We start from the raw sequence: 19,197 nt of genomic DNA, 5'->3' as shown, positions 1-19,197 counted from the left end.
ACGCTGTCATTAATTAAACGAAGTGCCCTTGTGAATAAAAAACAGAGTTTTATCATCATTACCTTGCGAACCCAGCGTTTGAACTATTTATTGTACTGGCTCAGATAAAGGAATGTCAGGAGTTCCACTATAGAAAACAATCAGCGTTGCGCCGAGGTCTCCGGTTTTACCTCTGTGGCCGGTATTAACCATTTCAGGAAGCACCTGACCTTTTCTTATCCATTGCGTTTTTCCATCCTCTTTTCTTTCAATCTGAATTTCACCCTTTTCTACATAAGCAGCATTGATGACGGGATGTTTATGCCAGCTCAGTGCCGAATTGGGAGGTACAGCAATTTTAAGAACCGAAATTTCCGGCTGAGTTGCGGGGTAAGCAGGATACGTAGTTCCGTCCCAGGATTTTGTCGTTTTTAAAAGAGTCACCGATTCAATTTTATCAGAATATTCTGATTGTGGTTCATTGGATGAATTATCACATGAAAAAAGGAGAGAAGAGAGTATAGCAAAGCAAGCGGTACCCAATACATGTTTTCTGGTCATACATTTTTAAATTAATACGTTGATTTTTGGCTCGGATCATCCGATATACAAAAATACTAACCTAATTTAAAATTCTCTCATGTTTGAATTATTTTTTTATTAGTTGTTAAAATCCTGATCTCAAAAATATTTCCTAAAGAAAACATTTGTCATAAGTTTAAAAGTTTATTTTTTATATTTTTGCTTCCAAATTAGAAAAAAATGAAAAAAGTATTAGCAATCGCATTTATCGGAGGTTTATTATTGGCAAGCTGCAAAAAAAAGCCAGATCACTCTTTACAGGATAGCAACACAATGCTTGAGGAACCGGAAGCAACTACTGTGGTAGATTCTACTGCTAAAACTGCTGCTCCAGCTGCTGCAACTCCGGCTGCACCTGCACCTGAAGCTGCTAAAACAGATTCTACAGCGAAGAAATAATGAAAAAAATACTTTTGGCAGGAACACTGGGTCTTATGATCATTTCCTGTTCTAAAAAAGAAAATACAGCAGAAGTGGCATCTTCTTCTGAAACTACAGCTGTTTCAGAACCTGCTCAGTCTCATCTTTCCGGTGATCAGATCATGGAAACATTGGACTGCTCAGGCTGCCATTCTGTGAATGAGAGAATGATAGGACCTTCTTATCAGGAAATTGCAGGAAAGTACTCTGAAAAGGATACTGAACTGCTGGCTTCCAAAATTATAGAAGGCGGAAGTGGAGTATGGGGAAGTGTCCCTATGGCTGCTCATCCTCAGGTATCTAAAGAAGATGCCAAAAAAATGGTGGAATATATTTTAAGTCAGAAGAAATAAAATATGTCCGCTGAAAAATCCAGTCTGCACACAAGAAATCTGCATCGTCATCCCTACGATTTTGATCAGCTTATTTCTTGTGTGCCGGAACTGAAACACTATGTTTTTACAAATGCCTATCAGACGGCAACCATTAATTTCAGCATTCCACAGGCTGTTAAACTGCTCAACAAAGCCCTACTCTTACATTTCTACAACATTAAAGGCTGGGACATTCCTGACACCAATCTTTGTCCACCGATCCCGGGAAGAGCAGACTATGTACATTATATTGCCGATCTATTAGGTGAACCACTTAATAAAATCCCGACAGGAAATTCTGTAAAAGGATTAGACATAGGAACAGGCGCGAATCTCGTGTATCCTTTAATCAGTTGCAAATCTTATGGCTGGATCATGCTGGGAACGGATATCAATCAGGATTCTTTGAAAAATGCTCAACACATTCTGAATCAAAATGAAGATCTTTCCTCTGTTATTCAGTTAAAAAGCCAGCCTGATGCTGATCATATCTTTACCAATATCATTGGTCCGGAAGACAGATTTACTTTCACCATGTGCAATCCTCCTTTTCATGATTCCGAAGAATCTGCCATGAAAGGGAATATCAGAAAAACAAAAAATCTTAGTAAATCAAAGAAAACGAAACCTCTTTTTAACTTCAGCGGACAGCAGTCTGAACTTTGGTGTGAAGGTGGTGAACTTGCTTTTATTACTAAAATGATCAATGAAAGCAGATTGTTTTCATCACAGGTTCTTTTGTTCACGTGTCTGGTTTCGAAAAAAGACAATCTCAATAAACTCAACAATCTTTTAAAGAAAGTAAATGCTGTAGAGGTGAAAACCATCGATATGGCTCAGGGACAAAAAGTAAGCAGAATGCTGGCGTGGACGTTTATTCCCCGAAAAGACAGAAAAAGCTGGTTGATTTAAAATTCAAAGTTCAAAGTTTAATGTGATAGCACAATCATTCAAATCTTTGATCTCTAAACACGTATCCCGAACCCCAATACCCCGCATCTTTACCACTTTTTAAAATTTCTTAAAAAAGCCATTGACGGTCATGTCAAAAATGCCTAAATTTGTACGCTTTTAGAAAAATAAGAAATGCAATTATCAGAACAAGAAATCATTAGAAGAGAAAAGCTGAATAAGCTTACTGAAATGGGGATTAATGCGTTCCCTGCGGATGAGTATATAATTACAGATACTACAGAATCTATAAAACAGGATTTTTCTGAAAGTAAACAGGTGAAGATCGCTGGTAGATTGATGTCCCGCAGAATTCAAGGAAAGGCTTCTTTTGCAGAATTGCAGGATTCTAAAGGAAAAATCCAGGTTTACTTCAACAGAGACGAGATCTGTCCGGGTGAAGATAAAGAACTATATAATGAAGTATACAAGCACCTTCTGGATATCGGTGATATTATCGGTATTGAAGGAGAATTGTTTACCACTCAGGTAGGAGAAAAGACGGTTTTAGTGAAAAACTTTACGCTTCTTACAAAGGCTTTACGCCCGCTGCCTCAGGCTAAAACTGATGAAAACGGAGTAGTACACGATGGTTTTACAGATCCTGAATTAAGATACAGACAGCGTTACGTAGATTTAACGGTAAACCCACAGGTAAAAGAAATTTTCGTGAAGAGAACAAAATTGTTCAATGCCATGAGAACATTCTTTAATGATGCAGGATATTTTGAAGTGGAAACACCAATCCTACAGTCAATTCCTGGTGGAGCAGCAGCTAAACCGTTTATCACGCACCACAATGCGCTGGATATTCCATTATATTTAAGAATTGCCAACGAATTATATCTGAAAAGACTGATCGTAGGTGGTTTTGACGGAGTATATGAGTTCTCTAAAAACTTCAGAAATGAAGGAATGGACAGAACCCACAACCCTGAGTTTACCGCTATGGAAATCTATGTAGCGTACAAAGATTATAACTGGATGATGGATTTCACTGAGAAATTACTGGAATTCTGTGCTATCCAGGTAAATGGAACTACAAAAGCTACCTTTGGGGAACATGAAGTAGATTTCAAAGCTCCTTACCCAAGAGTTTCCATGACAGAAGCGATCCTGAAATTTACAGGTTTTGATATCACCGGAAAAACTGAGAAGGAATTATATGATTTCGCGAAATCTATCGGTATCGAAGTAAATGAGACGATGGGTAAAGGAAAATTAATCGATGAAATCTTCGGTGAGAAATGTGAAGGAAACTTCATCCAGCCGACTTTCATTACAGATTATCCGATCGAAATGTCTCCACTGACAAAGAAACACAGAAGCAAAGAAGGCTTAACAGAGCGTTTTGAATTAATGGTATGCGGTAAAGAAATCGCGAATGCTTATTCAGAGCTTAATGATCCGATCGATCAGAGAGAGCGTTTTGAAGCTCAGATGGCGTTATCTGAAAGAGGAGATGATGAAGCCATGTTCATCGATCAGGACTTCTTAAGAGCTCTTGAGTACGGTATGCCGCCAACTTCAGGATTAGGTATCGGTATGGACAGATTAATCATGTTCTTAACGAATAATGCCTCAATCCAGGAAGTATTATTCTTCCCTCAGATGAGACCTGAAAAAGCAGTTCCACAAATTGAATTAGGAGAGGATGAAAAAGTAATCCTTGAAATCCTTAATTCTCAGGACGAGCCAATGGCTTTGGCTGAAGTAAAAGAAAGAAGCCAGTTATCCGGTAAAAAATGGGATAAAGCTTCCAAGACTTTGACAAAAAACAATATTGTGAAAGTAGAGAAAATTGATGAAAATCTTTTGATGAAACTGGCTTAAGATTTCTCAGAAAACATAAACAAAAAAGGTACAGTGTTATGCTGTACCTTTTTCTTTTTTCCATTTCCGGAGCTGTGCCCTGAAGTTTTTAAAGGGAGCTACGGTATTGATATGAATCCATTTCCAAACCGGCCACTGGGCGGGAGTAGTTGCCCATTTTCTTTTGCCAGGAATAAATAGTATATCATCATCAAGGCTTTCTATCCAGTTGATAATTTCATCCACCTGATTTCGAAGCAGTTCTCTTTGTTCTTGTAAAGTATGAGAACCATATTGATTATAAAAAGACTGGTACAATCCTCCCAGGTTATTCCATTTGTATTCAGGAGTGGGAGTTTTTACTTCAATTCCTTTGCTTTCATCAGATTCCCACTGTAAAAGTAGGTGAGTCCAACCCAATTGATAGGAAATATTTTGTGATGGAGTTTTATCAACTCCCGGCTGCCGAAGATCTTTTTCCTCTTCTTTTATATCATTAAATTCCTGATCATAGAGCAGATATCTTTTCTTTAGCTCTTCAATGAATTCTGTTTTATCTTTATACCCCTGCATACTTACTATTTTCTCAACTTACTGAAAGAAGCCATCAGATAAAATAAGAAAGGAAGAATAAACAATGAACCCAGCATCAATGCCCATCCCAATGCAGCGATAGTTTTTTCAGGAGCCATATGTTCCAGTAATGAAAGATGCTGTCCGTTCCCTAATAAAATAATATCCGGATTATGCTGATAGGTTGCCGCAACCAGAATCATCACTATCTGGAAGCCAGCCAAAGCACGTACAGGAAGTAGTTTTTGACGGTTCATCGCTCTTAGAATAAGCAACAAGGCAATGGTGGCAAAAGCAATCGCCATAATACCCAAAGGCTTTGAAAATACCCACATCAAAAGTGGAATATCGGAAATATAAGCAGCTACGAATACCAGTATTCCGGTTATCACAACAAAGATCATGGTCTGCTTGGATTTTCTGATCATTAACAAAAGATCGGCCTTATCACGGGTTTCTCTTAATGAAAAAATAGAAGCAAGATAAGCACAAAGGGCTACAGTAAATAAGCCCACAGAAACCCCAAACCAGTTCAGCCAGCTGAACACATACAAATCCAGAAAGCCTACAGCATCAGGATTGATAGAATGTGAAACCGTTGCAGCAGCTATTAACCCTAAAAAGAAAGGTGTTAAAAGGCTTGCGTAGTAGAAAATATGAGTGTATAAAACCTGCCAATTGTCTTTCACAGCATCATAATGCCTGAACGTAAAAGCTGTTCCTCTTGCAATAATTCCTAAAAGCATTAAGACTAAAGGAATGTGAAGATAAGTAGACATAGTGGTATAAATCTCCGGAAAGCCAACAAAAAGGATAACGATGGCAATAATCAGCCACATGTGATTGGCTTCCCAAACAGGAGCAATAGATTCATACATAATCTCATGGGTTTTATGGCGGGCTTTTTTATTGGTGAACATTTCTACAATACCTGCTCCAAAGTCAGCTCCTCCCAGAATAATATAAAGACAGATGGATAGCCAGAGAAAACCTATTACAATGTAAATCATGATTTTTTGTTTTTATCGTTAAACTGAGCATCAGTAGGATCGTAAAGCTTCGGTACCATTTGAATCTGTCTCTTTAAAAGGAAAACAAGGATCAATGATAATGATACAAAAATAGCCGTGAAGAAATAGAATGAATACTGTATTCCCGGCATAGGAGTTACCGCATCTGCTGTCCTCATAATTCCATAAATAATCCAGGGCTGTCTTCCGACTTCTGTTACCGTCCATCCCGCTTCCAGAGCAATATATCCAAAAGGTGTTGCGATTAAAAAGGTTTTTAGTAACCAGTTTTTATTCAGCCATTCTTTTTTGAAGAAGAAGGCATATAAATAGACAGCTCCGATAACGATCATCACCACACCGAAGAAAATCATAATCTGAAAAGCATAATGAACCACAGCAACCGGAGGCCATTCATCTCTCGGAAAATCTTTTAGTCCTTTTACTTCAGAATTAAAATCATTACTTACCAGAAAACTCAACACTTTTGGAATTTTCACAGCATATTTTACTTCTTCTTTTTCTTCGTCAGGTATTCCTCCAATCACAAATGAAGCCCCTTTTTCAGTTTCAAAATGAGCTTCCATGGCAGCCAGCTTGATCGGTTGTCTTTCTGCAACGGATTTAGCAGCAACATCACCGCTCAAAGGGGCTCCAAAAGCTCCGATAAGAGCAAAACCTACGGCAATTCTAAAAGCTTTGGTATGAAACTCAATATTCCTCTTTCGCATAATCATAAAAGCGTGAACTCCTGCAACTGCAAATCCTGTTGCACAAAAAGCAGCAACTGTCATATGAAGGGCCTGCGGAAACCATGCATCATTGAACATCGCTTTGATAGGATCTATATTAAGATACTGTCCGTTAATATAATCAAAACCGGTGGGAGAATTCATCCATGAGTTGGCTGCTACCACCAGAATTCCGGAAGCCAGCCCGCTTACTCCTACAAGAAAACCACAGAACCAGTGAAACCATTTATTGAATCTTTCCCATCCGTATAAAAAGAAACCAATGGCAATCGCTTCGATGAAAAAGGCTGTTCCTTCCAGAGAAAAAGGCATCCCGAAAATCGGACCTGCATGTTTCATAAATCCGGGCCATAAAAGGCCAAGTTCAAAAGAAAGCATTGTTCCTGAAACGGCTCCCGTTGCAAAAAGGATAGCCACCCCTTTACTCCATGCTTTTGTAAGTCCTTTATATACCTCGTTATTGGTTTTCAGATATTTCCAATGGGCAAAAGCCATCAGAAAAGGCATCACCATACCCACACAGGAGAATATGATATGAAAGCCCAGAGAGAGTGCCATCTGAGCGCGTGCTGCGATAAAATCATCCATAATTTCAACTTTTCAGTTAATAAATTTAAGCATAAATTATTGATGTTGAATATGATTTACAACAGTTGCTATCTCACCAATACATTTTAATTTTGTTTCTTTTACCGGCTCACCAATCCTTATGTTTTTCTAAAGAAAACTCCACATTTTTTTGACACTTTTTAACTTTCATACCTCGAAAAAAATCACGATATTTGTGAGTCTTTGCATATAGCAGGATTTTTAATTTTTAATATGAGTCAAAAACAATATACAGCTAGTAGTATTCAGGCATTGGAAGGAATGGAACACGTTCGTATGCGTCCTTCAATGTACATTGGTGATGTAGGAGTCAGAGGACTTCACCACTTGGTTTATGAAGTAGTAGATAACTCTATTGACGAGGCATTGGCAGGGTACTGCGACACGATCTTCGTTAGCATCAAGGAAGGAAACGGAATTGAAGTAAGTGATAACGGTAGAGGTATCCCGGTTGATTTCCACGAAAAAGAGCAGAAATCTGCCCTTGAAGTGGTAATGACAAAAATTGGAGCCGGAGGTAAGTTTGACAAAGACTCTTATAAGGTTTCAGGAGGTCTTCACGGAGTTGGGGTTTCGTGTGTGAATGCCCTTTCCAATGAGATGATCACTACGGTTTACAGAGACGGAAACGTTTACCAGCAGATTTATTCAAGAGGAAAAGCCCAGACAGGTGTTGAGGAGATTGGTCACAGCGAAAAAAGAGGAACCAAGCAGTTTTTCCAGCCGGATGATACCATCTTTACAGAACTAATATATAATTACGATACATTAGCAAGCCGTTTAAGAGAGCTTTCTTATCTTAATAAAGGAATTACCATTACTTTAACGGATGAAAGAGAAAAACTGGAAGACGGATCTTTCCGCTCTGAAGTTTTTCATTCTGAAGGCGGATTAAAAGAATTCGTTGCTTATATTGATGGCAACCGTGAATCTATCATGGAGCATGTGATCTTCATGGAAGGTGAAAGAGATGATATTCCTGTTGAAGTAGCAATGCGTTACAATACTTCTTTCAACGAAAATCTTCACTCTTACGTCAACAACATCAACACTCATGAAGGAGGAACTCACCTTGCAGGTTTCAGACGTGCTTTGACGAGAACCCTTAAAAAATATGCTGATGATTTAGGAATTCCACAGAAAGAGAAAGTAGAAGTTACAGGAGATGATTTCCGTGAGGGATTAACAGCTGTAGTTTCTGTAAAAGTAATGGAACCTCAGTTTGAAGGACAGACTAAAACAAAATTAGGAAACTCTGAAGTTTCCGGGGCTGTAGATAAAATTGTAGGGGAAATGCTTACCAACTTCCTTGAAGAGAACCCAAATGAAGCTAAGCTGATTGTTCAGAAAGTGGTTTTGGCTGCAAAAGCAAGACAGGCTGCAAAAAAAGCCCGTGAAATGGTTCAGAGAAAATCTCCGATGGGAGGTTCCGGTCTTCCAGGGAAATTATCAGACTGTTCATCAAAAGATCCGGCAGAATCTGAAATCTTCCTTGTAGAGGGAGATTCCGCAGGGGGTACGGCTAAGCAGGGAAGAGACAGACACTTCCAGGCTATTCTTCCGTTAAGAGGTAAAATCCTGAATGTAGAAAAATCTATGCTTCATAAAGTATATGATAACGAAGAGATCAGAAATATCTATACTGCTCTTGGGGTTTCTGTGGGAACTGAGGAAGACAGCAAAGCATTGAACCTGGCAAAATTAAGATACCACAAGATCGTGATTATGACCGATGCCGATATTGACGGATCTCACATTTCAACACTGATTCTTACTTTCTTCTTCAGATATATGAAGGAACTTATTGAGAATGGTTATATCTATATTGCTCAACCACCTTTATACCTGTTAAAGAAAGGAAACAAAAAAGTATATGCTTATAACGAAAAAGAGCGTGAGGAATTTACTTTAGAAATGTCTCCGGACGGAAAAGGAGTAGAGGTACAACGTTACAAAGGTCTTGGAGAGATGAACCCTGAACAGCTGTGGGAAACTACATTGAATCCTGAACACAGAATTCTGAAGCAGGTAACCATTGATAATGCAGTGGAAGCAGATAGTATTTTCTCAATGCTGATGGGAGATGAAGTTCCGCCAAGAAGAGAATTTATCGAGAAAAATGCGAAATATGCAAAAATTGATGCATAATCCTTTTTAAAAATATAATAAAAAAGCTTCTGATTATTTAGAAGCTTTTTTTATATTTGGATAAACCAAAAAAACAATAATATGTTAACTCTTTTACAAACAGATCCTTACAACGGAGCAGATGCGGCTTCTGGTGCAGTTGCTGCAGGATTAGGGATCGGAACAATGTTCTTCGGGCTGCTTTGCTATATATTCTATGGATACTGCATGTACAAAATTTTCCAGAAAGCAGGAAGACAAGATGCCTGGGCTGCCTTTATTCCTATTTACAACACGATCGTATTACTGGAAATTGTGAAAAAACCGATTTGGTGGATCATTCTTTTCTTTATTCCACTGGTAAACATTTATGCATGCTGGGTGGTATATGACAGACTTGCCAAAGGCTTTGCGAAAGAAACACCTCTGTACACCATTCTGATTCTCCTTTTCGGATTTATTTTTATTCCTGTATTGGGATTGGGAAGTGATCGCTTTGACAGTAAGCTGGTCCCGAATGACTAAATAGAAAGAAAAAAATTAAAAGACTTCAGCAATGAAGTCTTTTTTTATTGATCATCGATAGGATTGTAGAATTAATTGTACTTCCTGTTATTATTAATTCTACAGTATTTGAATCATATGGATTGTAAATTATTATAAATTTGAGTGCAGACAATTTGAAGTTTATCCCTTCATGTTACAGAATATATATTCTTATTTCAATATAGAATGAATATAAATATTCTGTTTTAACTTTTCAGAAATAAGCAATGAAAAGTTGATAATGTGTTCATTGCCTTATAGGTACATTTAAAACAGTACTTTTTTAAGTATTAGGTTGAAGGCTTCACATGTTGGAGCCTTTTATATTTTTTTTAACAGTTATTAAGATTTTATTATTTTTGTACTATCTTAATAACTATGATGAAAATATTAGTCCTCGGGGCATTATCTACCGCCTCATTATATTTCGCACAGAGCTATCCTGCCTCTGCCATTCCTGAGAATTTAAAGAAAAATGCGAGTGTTGTAATCCGAAAAGAAATTACAACCGTTCAGATCAATAAAATCGATGAAATAAAATATCAGAAAAATAAGATAATTACAGTCTTAAATAAAGATGGTGACGATGAGGCAGTAGCTTACATCCCTTATGATAAATCAAAAAGTATTTCAAACATAAAACTTACGATTTACGATGAGGCCGGCAAAAAAATTAAAAGTGTTTCAAAATCTGATTTTAAAGACGTAGCGAACAATCCTCAGGGAGTTTTTTATTCTGATAACAGGATATTGGTTTATTCATATACACCGGTGCAATATCCTTATACTATTGATTTTTCCTATGAAGCTGAAGATGAAGATACTGTTTTTATCCCGGATTTTGTACCTTTTACTTCTACTAAAATATCTCTTGAAGAAGCACAGTTTAAAATCGTTAACACTTCTGGAATAGAACTCAGATCTAAAATTTACCCTTCAAAATACAATTATACCTCTGTGATAGAAAGCGGTAGTGGAAATGATAAAACCTATTCATACAAAAATGTACCTGCTATTGACGATGCTTTTATGATTCCAGAGCCTGTTAAAATCTTACCTGCGGTCAACTTTGCACTTACAAAATTCAGCCTTGCAGGAAAACAGGGAACTTTGAATAACTGGACAGATTTCGGAACCTGGATTTACAATGATCTTTTGGTACCTGTTTCTGCATCTACTCCTTCTATTAAAGCTGAGGTAGCCTCTTTACAATTACAGGGATCTGTAGAAGATAAAGTAAAGAAAATTTATCAGTACATGCAGAACAAAAGCCGATATATTGCTGTGGCTTTGGGAATAGGGGGATGGCAGCCTATGATGCCGGATGAGGTTCAGAAAAAAGGCTATGGAGATTGCAAGGGGCTTACGAATTATATGAAAGTTCTTCTGAATGAAGCAGGGATTCCTTCCAACTATTGTATTATTACTTCCAGTCGGTCACAGGTTTCTTTTGATCCCGAATTTCCTTCTATGGGAGGAAATCATATTATTCTTATGGTTCCAACAGAAAAAGGAAATATATGGCTTGAAAATACCTCTCAGCAAATTGCTTTTAACCATTTAAATTACAGTACTACCGACAGAAATGTACTTGCTGTAACTCCGAAAGGAATCGAACTGATCAATACACCGGTGTATAAAGCTGAACAGAATAAAGAAAAACAAACATTGAGAGTTAATCTTAATGAGGATAACAGTATTATCGGCACCGGTAACTTTTCTTATACCGGAAATCAATATGATGATAATCTGAGATTTGCCAACCTTAATCCTAAAGAAAAGAATGATGCAGTTAAAGAAAGGTTTAATATCCTGAACTTTGAAAAAGTTGAAATGAAAAATTTTAATAACGACAGAGACAATGCCGTTATTACCTATGATCTGGATTTTAAAACCAATAATTTCTCTAAAAAAGCAGGAAACAGCCTATTGTTCCGATCTGTGCCTATTTTTAATGATGCAGTCTTTAAAACTGATGAAAACCGTGAGCTTCCTTTTGAAGTAGGCATGTCTTATGAGGATGAATATGAAATTGCCTTTGTGCTTCCTTTAGGATATAAAGTTGATGAAATTCCGGATAACGCAACCATTACTTCCGAGTTCGGATCTTATAAGCTAAGCTTTGTTAAAAGTGATGATCAGGTAAAAGTGATCAGAAAAATACAGATTAATAAAGGGCTGTATCCAAAGGAAAAGTACAATGACTATATCAGTTTCAGAAAAAAGATCCTGAATATGGATAATTCAAAAATTTTAATAACAAAAATATAACCATGAAAAAAATAATAATATTGCTTCTTTGCTCAGCCGGCACAATACTGGTAAATGCTCAGAAGAAATATGAATTTCTGAATCCTCCGAAATTTAATGATGCAGATTTATCTAAAACCAAATCATTACTGGATGAAAATGCTCCTGCAGAGATCTTGTATAAATCTGCTTATTTTATGATCGATAACAATACCGGTAATCTGCATAAAAGATATTTTTACAGAGTTAAGATTTATGATAAAGATAAAGCTGAAGATTGGCTGAATCTCGAAATCCCTATCTATAATATCGGTTCAAACAGAGAATCACTGGGTAAATTCAAGGCTTTTACCTATAATCTTGAAAATGGAAATTCTGTTCCTGTAAAAGTAGAAAAGAGTTCTCAATATAAAAGCAAAGAGAATAAATATGTTACTCTCACAAAATTTGCATTCCCAGGTGTGAAAAATGGATCAATCCTGGAGTATCAATATGAAATTGTATCTCCGTTCAGATTTATGATTCCTGAAGTATTGATAGAATCCGACACGCCTTCTCTGAATACAGAATACGTTTTTGATACTCCAATTAATATGTCATATAACGTAAATTATACAGGGGGAATTACTCCTAAGTACAGAGAAATGGAGGAAAGATACCTATATGGTGCACAATACAGAACCTACAGATTTGCTTATGAAAATCTGAAAGGCTTTAAAACTGAAAAATTTGTAAGAAATGACAGAAACTTCAGAACAAAAATCAGTGCTGAGCTGAATTCTACAAATTTCGGAGAGCTTAAGCTGTATTCTTCCTCATGGGATCAGATTGGAAAGAGATTGTATGAAAGTGAAGATTTTGGAGGAGAACTGAAAAGAACAAAACTGGCAAAAGAAAATATGCCGGCAGGAATTTCAGAAATGAAAACGGATCTTGAAAAGGCAAATGCTATTTTTTCCTATGTTCAAAAGACCTTTACCTGGAATAAAGATAAAGGAATCTACACAGAAGATGGCATCAGGAAACTGTTGGAAACTAAAGTTGGGAACGCTGCAGAAATCAATCTTTTTCTTGTGATGATGCTTCGCGAAGCAGGTCTTAAAGCTGATCCGTTGGTAATTTCTACAGTGGAAAACGGGTTAATCAACCTGGTTTCGCCTAATATTTCCAATATGAATTTTGTATTAGCAGCGATCAGTATCGATGATCAGCTGCATATCTATGATGCCACCTCAAAACAATCTTCTCTGGATGAAATTCCTCTTAAAAACTGGAATCAATATGGAATTTTAGTCACCAAAAACAAGACTCTTCTGATTCAAATGGCCAATGTGAAGTCAAGTAATACTTTCCTTACAGTCAATGGTAAAATCAATGATGACGGAAGTATTTCAGGAACGTATTCTGACAGAGATACCGGCGCCTACGCAATGTATGTAAAAGACAGCTATGACGATAATGCCGAGAAATACAAAAAACAGTACAAGGAAAACTTCTCCATGGACTTTACGGATATCGATTCAAAAGTCTTAGAAAATGGAGACTTTGAAAGCAGTATGAAATTCTCTTCTCCCAACCTGATTGACAGAGTAGGAAAGAAAATGATCATTAATCCTATGCTGTTTTTAAACAAAAGTTCCAATGAATTTGATCAGACGGAAGTAAGACAATATCCTATCGATTTTGGATCACCGATCACGAAAGTAAAAAAAGTAACTCTTGAAATTCCGGAAGGATATGTGATTGAGGAAATGCCTAAAGAAAAAAAGATTGTTACAGAAGATAAAGAAATAGAATATACCTATTCTATCGTACAAAAAGGAAATAAGCTGGAGGTAACAACCACTACAAAAATTAACAGTTCAGATTATCCGAAAGAGTATTATCCTGCATTTAAACAAATCTGGGGCGTTGCTTCGAAATTTGAAAATCAGGTAATCAGTCTTGTTAAAAAGTAATGTTCGACGTGATCTGAGTAAAAAAATATATTTTTTTCCAAAACCATTCATCTTTTGAATGGTTTTTGTATATATACTCAAAAAATAAATTATGAAAAATACGATTGCTGTTATAGCATTATCTTCTTTCCTGGCAGTTACGGCCTGTAAAAAAAATGAAAAGGCAGAGCAAGCAGAAAAAACAGAAAATAAAGCGACTGAAGAATTTGTAGTGGACTCTGTGAAAATCAATGACTCTACAAAAATTACAGACTCCTTAAAAGTGAGCTACACTTCAAAACTATTGGTTTTTCCTTCTTTAAAAGATAAAAAACTACTGGACAGCATCTATTTTCAGAATGAAAAAATTAAAGACTTTTCCAAAGCCGGTCTTCAGGCTTATCTGGACAATGAAAAAAATAGTTATTTCAATTCTGTAAAAAATGATAATCAAGACTGGGCTTCAGATGTCACTTATGCTCAAAACTGGTATTCAAGCTCACATATGAATCTTATTTCCAACACAAACGGGTATATGCATATCCAATACGTGGGAAGCGGATATGAAGGTGGAGCACATGATAATTACGGATTTTCCGAAAGGGTTTTTGATCTCAAAAACAGTAAAAAATTAGAATTGACAGACATTACTTCAATGCCTAAAAATAAAATTGAAGCCATTCTAATGAAAAATATCGATAAAATGAATAGTGGTACGATGGATGGTGACGGAGAAGTGAAAAACTCAGAAATGCTTTTAGTGGATAAAATTCCGGCATCTGATAACTTTTATTTTGATGATAAAAACCTGTATTTTCACTACAGTCCTTATGAAATTGCTGCATTCGCTGCCGGAGATATTACCATTCCGGTTTCATGGGAAGACCTGAAAGGCACATTAAATGCAGAATTTAAAGAAAGAATGAAAATTAAGTAAATTAATGCTTCCAGTTTAGGAAGCATTTTTTAATTTTGCTGTAATGGACAAAGTAGCTTTTATTATCAATCCTTTTTCGGCCAAAAAAAACTATCAGCCGTTTTTGAACGAACTTAAAGCAAAGGTTAACAATCCTCTGTATTACGTTTCAGAATCTATTCCCGGGACAGATGAATTTATCCAGTCTCACTTCGGAAAGGTAGATATTTTTGTGGCAATAGGAGGGGATGGTACCATTTCTACAGTGGCCAGGAACCTTATTAATACAGAGAAAATTCTCGCAATTTTCCCCGCTGGTTCAGGAAACGGTTTTTCCAATGAAACACAATTCAGTAAAAATCTGGACGAACTTTTAGAAAAAATAAAAGCAAAAAATTCCAGGAAGATCGATACATTTACCGTGAACGACAGGCTTTCCATCAATGTTTCGGGAACAGGTTTTGACGGTAAAGTGGTTAAAGAGTTTGAAAAAACAAGCCGTGGATTCAAAAACTATATCAAAGTTTCTCTGAAAACCTTTTTCAATTACAAGCCGATCAAAGTGAAGTTTTTTGATGAGGAATATCAGCAGTATAACGGAAGATATCTGATGATGAACATTGCCAATACCCGGCAGTTTGGTAACAACGCCTATATTGCACCAAAAGCCAGTAAAAGTGACGGGCTGGTTGATATGGTTTTAGTAAAAAAATTTCCTTTGACGTATTCTGCGCTGTTTGCTTTCAGAATGTTTACCAAAAGACTGAAAGATGATGAGTATGTGACCTATCTTCCGGTCTCTGAAATATCATTTAAAGTCAATACGAAAAACTGGCATCTTGACGGTGAATTCAATAAGATAAAATCACCAATTCATGTTAAAGTACAGCCTTCAAGTTTGAATATTTTGATTTAAAGCCAGTTACTGGTGTGGGTTAATCTGTTTCGGGTGATATTTTACACACAACATTAAACCTTGAACTTTGAATTCTATCCCTATTCCCCTGCCATCTGCCATCTATCTACACTTCCAATTTCTTTTCCACTTCAGCCGGATGTTCCAGACAGTATTGAAGCTGTTTTTTATCAAGTTGTTTTTCCCAGTTGGCTACTACAACTGTAGCCACTGAATTTCCAATGACATTGGTTAAAGCTCTGCATTCGCTCATGAACTTATCAATTCCAAGAATTAAAGTCATTCCTGCAATCGGAATTTCAGGAACTACGGCAAGTGTTGCTGCAAGTGTAACAAATCCGGCACCTGTGACACCAGCTGCACCTTTTGAACTTAACATGGCTACCAAAAGAAGCATCAGTTGCTTTTCGAGAGGAAGGTGAATATTTAATGCCTGTGCAATAAAGAGAGAGGCCAGTGTCATATAAATATTTGTTCCGTCAAGATTGAAAGAATATCCGGTAGGAACTACAAGGCCTACAATTGCCCGTGAGCAGCCGGCTTTTTCAAGTTTTTCCATAATTCCCGGCAGGGCAGACTCTGAAGAGCTTGTGCCCAGAACGAGAAGAAGCTCTTCCTTAAGATAAAAAAGAAGTTTGAATATATTGAATCCATTATACCATGATACTGCTCCCAATACAATAACAACAAAAAGGATAGATGTAATATAAAAGGTACCTACCAGGAATATTAGATTCAGTACAGAGTGAAGTCCATATTTTCCGATGGTAAAGGCCATAGCACCGAAAGCTCCTATCGGGGCAAGTTTCATGAGCATATGGACGATTTTAAATACCGGAGTTGACAGATCCTGTAGAAAATCGGTTACTTTCTGGCTCTTTTCTTTTGTTAAAACCAAAGCAACTCCCATTAAAATAGCCACCAGAAGAACCTGCAGGATATTATCACCCACCAAAGGGCTGAATAAAGTCTCCGGAATAATATTCATAATAAAACCCGTAAGAGTAGATTCATGAGCTTTTGCCTGGTATTGTGAAACGTCACCCGAAAGGGTAGCAGGATCAATGTTCAAACCATGTCCCGGCTGCAGAATATTTCCTACCACTAATCCGATGATAAGAGCAAGGGTTGAAAAGGTAAAAAAATAGATCATTGCCTTGATTGCAATTCTGCCTACTTTTTTCAAATCGGTCATGTGGGCAATTCCTAAAGTAAGGGTTATAAAAATTACCGGAGCGATAATCATTTTTACCAATTTGATGAATCCATCCCCCAATGGTTTCATCTTTTCTCCCAATTCAGGGTAAAATTTCCCAAGAAGAATACCCGCAATGATGGCGATAATTACCTGAAAATAAAGCTGATTGTGTATTTTTTTTGCTTTCAAAGAACAGTCGTTTTGTTTTTTTAAGGGCGAAAATTAAGAAAATTTATCTGAAAACATGACAAAAGTCATTCAAAAGAATCTGTTGAGCTTATTTGATAGATTGATTACAAAGTCAGGGCTTCATTCGAAGAATGAAGCCCTGACTCTATTTTAATATATTAGTATATAGTTTATTCCACTGCTACAGAATCATCTCCACGGCCGTCTGCCACAGCATGAATATTTCCGTTTTCATCAAGAACAATCATTTCTGTTTTTCCGATGTACTTCGTCTTTTCAATGACATAATTCTTGCTTTTCAGTTCAGAAATAGTACTTTCCGGAAAATTATTTTCAACCGTTATGGTTTCAGGAAGCCACTGGTGGTGGAATTTTGGTGCATTGACCGACATGTTTGCATTCAATTTAAAATCAACCACATTCACAATGGATTGGTATACTGAAGTCGGTATTGTAGTACCTCCGGGAGTTCCCACAACCATAAAAGGTTTTCCATTCTTAAGAATAATCGTTGGCGTCATTGAAGAAAGCATTCTCTTGTTGGGCTGTATTGAATTGGCCTCTCCACCCACAGCCCCGAACATATTCGGGACTCCGGGTTTGATTGAAAAGTCATCCATCTCATTATTTAAAAAGAATCCTGCTCCCGAAACTAAAACTTTACTTCCGTAATATCCGTTAAGAGTCGTGGTTACAGAAGCTGCATTTCCATCCTTATCCAATACGGAAATATGTGTAGTCTGCATCGATTCTTTCGGTTGTGCTATGATTTTACCGACTTCTGCACTTGGTGTCGCTTGGTCAAAACTAAAACTTTTCCATCTTCCTTTCAGATAATCATCAGAGATCAGGTAAGAGGTCTTGTCCTGAATAAAATCCGGGTCACCCATATATTCAGCCCTGTCTGCGAATGCTCTTCTTTCCGCTTCAGCCATGATCTGAACTGCTTTTGTTGAGTTCTGCTGATATTTTTCAAGGTTTTCAAAACTGGCCATTCTGAGCATCTGGGCAAGTAGCACTCCGCCGCTTGATGGTAAAGGCATAGTGACAACATCGTTTCCTTTGTAATCAAATTCCAATGCTTTTCTCTCAGCAACTTTATAGTTTTTAAGATCTTCCAATGTGATGATTCCGTTCCCTCTTTTCATTTCAGCTACTAAAAGTTCAGCTGTTTTTCCTTCATAAAAACCTTTAGCTCCCTGTTTCTGGATCAGTTTCAAAGTTTCAGCTAAATCTTTTTGAACCAATAGATCTCCGGCTTTCCATGGGGTATCTTTTACAAAAATGATGGAAGATTTATTATGTTTCTGAAATTTTTCCCTCTGGTTATTCAGCATTTCCGCTTCTTTGTCTGTGATGGCAAATCCTTTTTCAGCAAGATCAATGGCGGGCTGAATAATCTTTTCCATAGGAAGTTTACAGTATTTCAACGTAGCAAAAAATCCTGCTACGCTTCCCGGGATGCCTACTGCAAGTCTGCCGTTCTGGGATAAATCTGTATCTGCCTTTCCTTTTTTATCAATATACATATCACGGGAAGCCTTTTTCGGAGCTGTTTCCCTGTAATCCAGTGTGAATTTTTCACCATTATTTTTTACACCTACCAGAAATCCTCCGCCACCGATGTTTCCGGCCTGCGGATACACCACAGCAAGGGCATATTGTGTTGCGGTAACAGCATCGTAGGCATTTCCGCCCATCTTTAAGATTTTGGCTCCTGCTTCACTGGCTAGCGGATGTGCAGAGACTACAACACCTTTCTTTTTTACCTGTACTTCTTTGATAATATTGATGTCAGTAAATTGTGCCCAGCTGAGCTGTGCAGCCAAAAGCATCGAAGCAATTAAAATCTTCTTCATATGATTGTTTTTTCTTACAACAAAATTATTGAATTTTTTGTGTCAATGGCTGTTTTTATTAGGAATATGAAAATTATACTTTACTTTTTGTATTTGTTAATATTTTTTAAATTTTATTCTTTTTATATGTTTATTTATTTATTTTTATTATATGATATTTAATTAATTTAGATTTTTTATGATATTGTTTTCATTTT

Annotated in this window: 16 protein-coding genes; 10 read left to right on the top strand and 6 right to left on the bottom strand. The window is 36.9% G+C overall.

Translation table 11 applies throughout. The annotated features are described in order from the left end of the window. Nucleotides 1–87: 87 nt before the first annotated feature. Nucleotides 88–540, bottom strand: coding sequence for a cupin domain-containing protein (locus tag DEU40_RS08380; RefSeq protein ID WP_110009424.1), 453 nt, complete (start codon nucleotides 538–540; stop codon nucleotides 88–90). Nucleotides 541–741: 201 nt separating this feature from the next. Here DEU40_RS08380 and DEU40_RS08375 point away from each other — a divergent pair, with 201 nt between their 5' ends. The 4 genes from DEU40_RS08375 (at nucleotide 742) to lysS (ending at nucleotide 4,139) form a co-directional block, all read left to right on the top strand. Further along, nucleotides 742–960: a hypothetical protein gene (locus DEU40_RS08375; protein WP_110009423.1), complete on the top strand. Its 219-nt coding sequence runs from the start codon at nucleotides 742–744 to the stop codon at nucleotides 958–960. After that, entirely contained in the window at nucleotides 960–1,334 is a 375-nt protein-coding gene (locus DEU40_RS08370; RefSeq protein WP_110009422.1) for a c-type cytochrome, read from the top strand. Before DEU40_RS08375 ends, DEU40_RS08370 begins: the two co-directional genes overlap by 1 nt. A 3-nt stretch (nucleotides 1,335–1,337) precedes the next feature. Beyond that, nucleotides 1,338–2,267 carry a 23S rRNA (adenine(1618)-N(6))-methyltransferase RlmF gene (rlmF, locus tag DEU40_RS08365; protein ID WP_110009421.1) on the top strand — a complete coding sequence of 310 codons (930 nt, stop codon included), beginning with the start codon at nucleotides 1,338–1,340 and terminating at the stop codon, nucleotides 2,265–2,267. 174 nt (nucleotides 2,268–2,441) lie between these two features. Then, nucleotides 2,442–4,139: a lysine--tRNA ligase gene (gene lysS / locus DEU40_RS08360; protein ID WP_110009420.1), complete on the top strand. Its 1,698-nt coding sequence runs from the start codon at nucleotides 2,442–2,444 to the stop codon at nucleotides 4,137–4,139. Nucleotides 4,140–4,175: 36 nt separating this feature from the next. On the opposite strand, the gene DEU40_RS08355 is transcribed toward lysS, so the two are convergent. The 3 genes from DEU40_RS08355 to DEU40_RS08345 are packed head-to-tail and all read right to left on the bottom strand — an operon-like array spanning nucleotide 4,176 to nucleotide 7,041. Next, nucleotides 4,176–4,691: a ClbS/DfsB family four-helix bundle protein gene (locus DEU40_RS08355; RefSeq protein WP_110009419.1), complete on the bottom strand. Its 516-nt coding sequence runs from the start codon at nucleotides 4,689–4,691 to the stop codon at nucleotides 4,176–4,178. A gap of 5 nt (nucleotides 4,692–4,696) precedes the next feature. Next, complete coding sequence (locus tag DEU40_RS08350; RefSeq protein ID WP_110009418.1) at nucleotides 4,697–5,701, bottom strand: cytochrome d ubiquinol oxidase subunit II; 1,005 nt, start codon at nucleotides 5,699–5,701, stop codon at nucleotides 4,697–4,699. Further along, complete coding sequence (locus DEU40_RS08345; protein ID WP_110009417.1) at nucleotides 5,698–7,041, bottom strand: cytochrome ubiquinol oxidase subunit I; 1,344 nt, start codon at nucleotides 7,039–7,041, stop codon at nucleotides 5,698–5,700. Before DEU40_RS08345 ends, DEU40_RS08350 begins: the two co-directional genes overlap by 4 nt. A gap of 234 nt (nucleotides 7,042–7,275) precedes the next feature. On the opposite strand from DEU40_RS08345, the gene gyrB reads away from it, so the two are divergent. From gyrB to DEU40_RS08315, 6 genes are all read left to right on the top strand, one after another. Then, nucleotides 7,276–9,210, top strand: coding sequence for a DNA topoisomerase (ATP-hydrolyzing) subunit B (gyrB, locus tag DEU40_RS08340; protein WP_110009416.1), 1,935 nt, complete (start codon nucleotides 7,276–7,278; stop codon nucleotides 9,208–9,210). Nucleotides 9,211–9,291: 81 nt separating this feature from the next. Further along, nucleotides 9,292–9,714 carry a DUF5684 domain-containing protein gene (locus DEU40_RS08335; RefSeq protein ID WP_047432171.1) on the top strand — a complete coding sequence of 141 codons (423 nt, stop codon included), beginning with the start codon at nucleotides 9,292–9,294 and terminating at the stop codon, nucleotides 9,712–9,714. 399 nt (nucleotides 9,715–10,113) lie between these two features. Then, a complete protein-coding gene (locus DEU40_RS08330; protein ID WP_110009415.1) occupies nucleotides 10,114–12,006 on the top strand; it encodes a DUF3857 domain-containing protein in 1,893 nt (630 codons plus the stop codon). Nucleotides 12,007–12,008: 2 nt separating this feature from the next. Continuing rightward, complete coding sequence (locus DEU40_RS08325) at nucleotides 12,009–13,943, top strand: transglutaminase-like domain-containing protein (protein ID WP_110009414.1); 1,935 nt, start codon at nucleotides 12,009–12,011, stop codon at nucleotides 13,941–13,943. Nucleotides 13,944–14,034: 91 nt separating this feature from the next. Beyond that, nucleotides 14,035–14,859 (top strand): RsiV family protein, encoded by an 825-nt coding sequence (locus tag DEU40_RS08320; RefSeq protein ID WP_110009413.1) that lies wholly within the window; start codon nucleotides 14,035–14,037, stop codon nucleotides 14,857–14,859. 43 nt (nucleotides 14,860–14,902) lie between these two features. Beyond that, nucleotides 14,903–15,754 carry a diacylglycerol/lipid kinase family protein gene (locus tag DEU40_RS08315; protein ID WP_110009412.1) on the top strand — a complete coding sequence of 284 codons (852 nt, stop codon included), beginning with the start codon at nucleotides 14,903–14,905 and terminating at the stop codon, nucleotides 15,752–15,754. Nucleotides 15,755–15,860: 106 nt separating this feature from the next. Here the strand turns inward: DEU40_RS08315 and DEU40_RS08310 are convergent, their stop codons facing one another. Both DEU40_RS08310 and ggt read right to left on the bottom strand, forming a co-directional pair. Continuing rightward, complete coding sequence (locus DEU40_RS08310) at nucleotides 15,861–17,141, bottom strand: dicarboxylate/amino acid:cation symporter (protein ID WP_110009411.1); 1,281 nt, start codon at nucleotides 17,139–17,141, stop codon at nucleotides 15,861–15,863. Nucleotides 17,142–17,311: 170 nt separating this feature from the next. Next, the gene (gene ggt, locus DEU40_RS08305) at nucleotides 17,312–19,000 is read right to left on the bottom strand and encodes a gamma-glutamyltransferase (protein WP_110009410.1); all 1,689 of its coding nucleotides are present in this window, start codon (nucleotides 18,998–19,000) and stop codon (nucleotides 17,312–17,314) included. Nucleotides 19,001–19,197: the final 197 nt, after the last annotated feature.

The organism is Chryseobacterium sp. AG844 (assembly GCF_003182335.1).
Lineage (GTDB): Bacteria > Bacteroidota > Bacteroidia > Flavobacteriales > Weeksellaceae > Chryseobacterium > Chryseobacterium cupriresistens.
The sequence above is the reverse complement of the archived record's forward strand: the minus strand, read 5'-3'. Positions and strand labels throughout refer to the sequence as shown.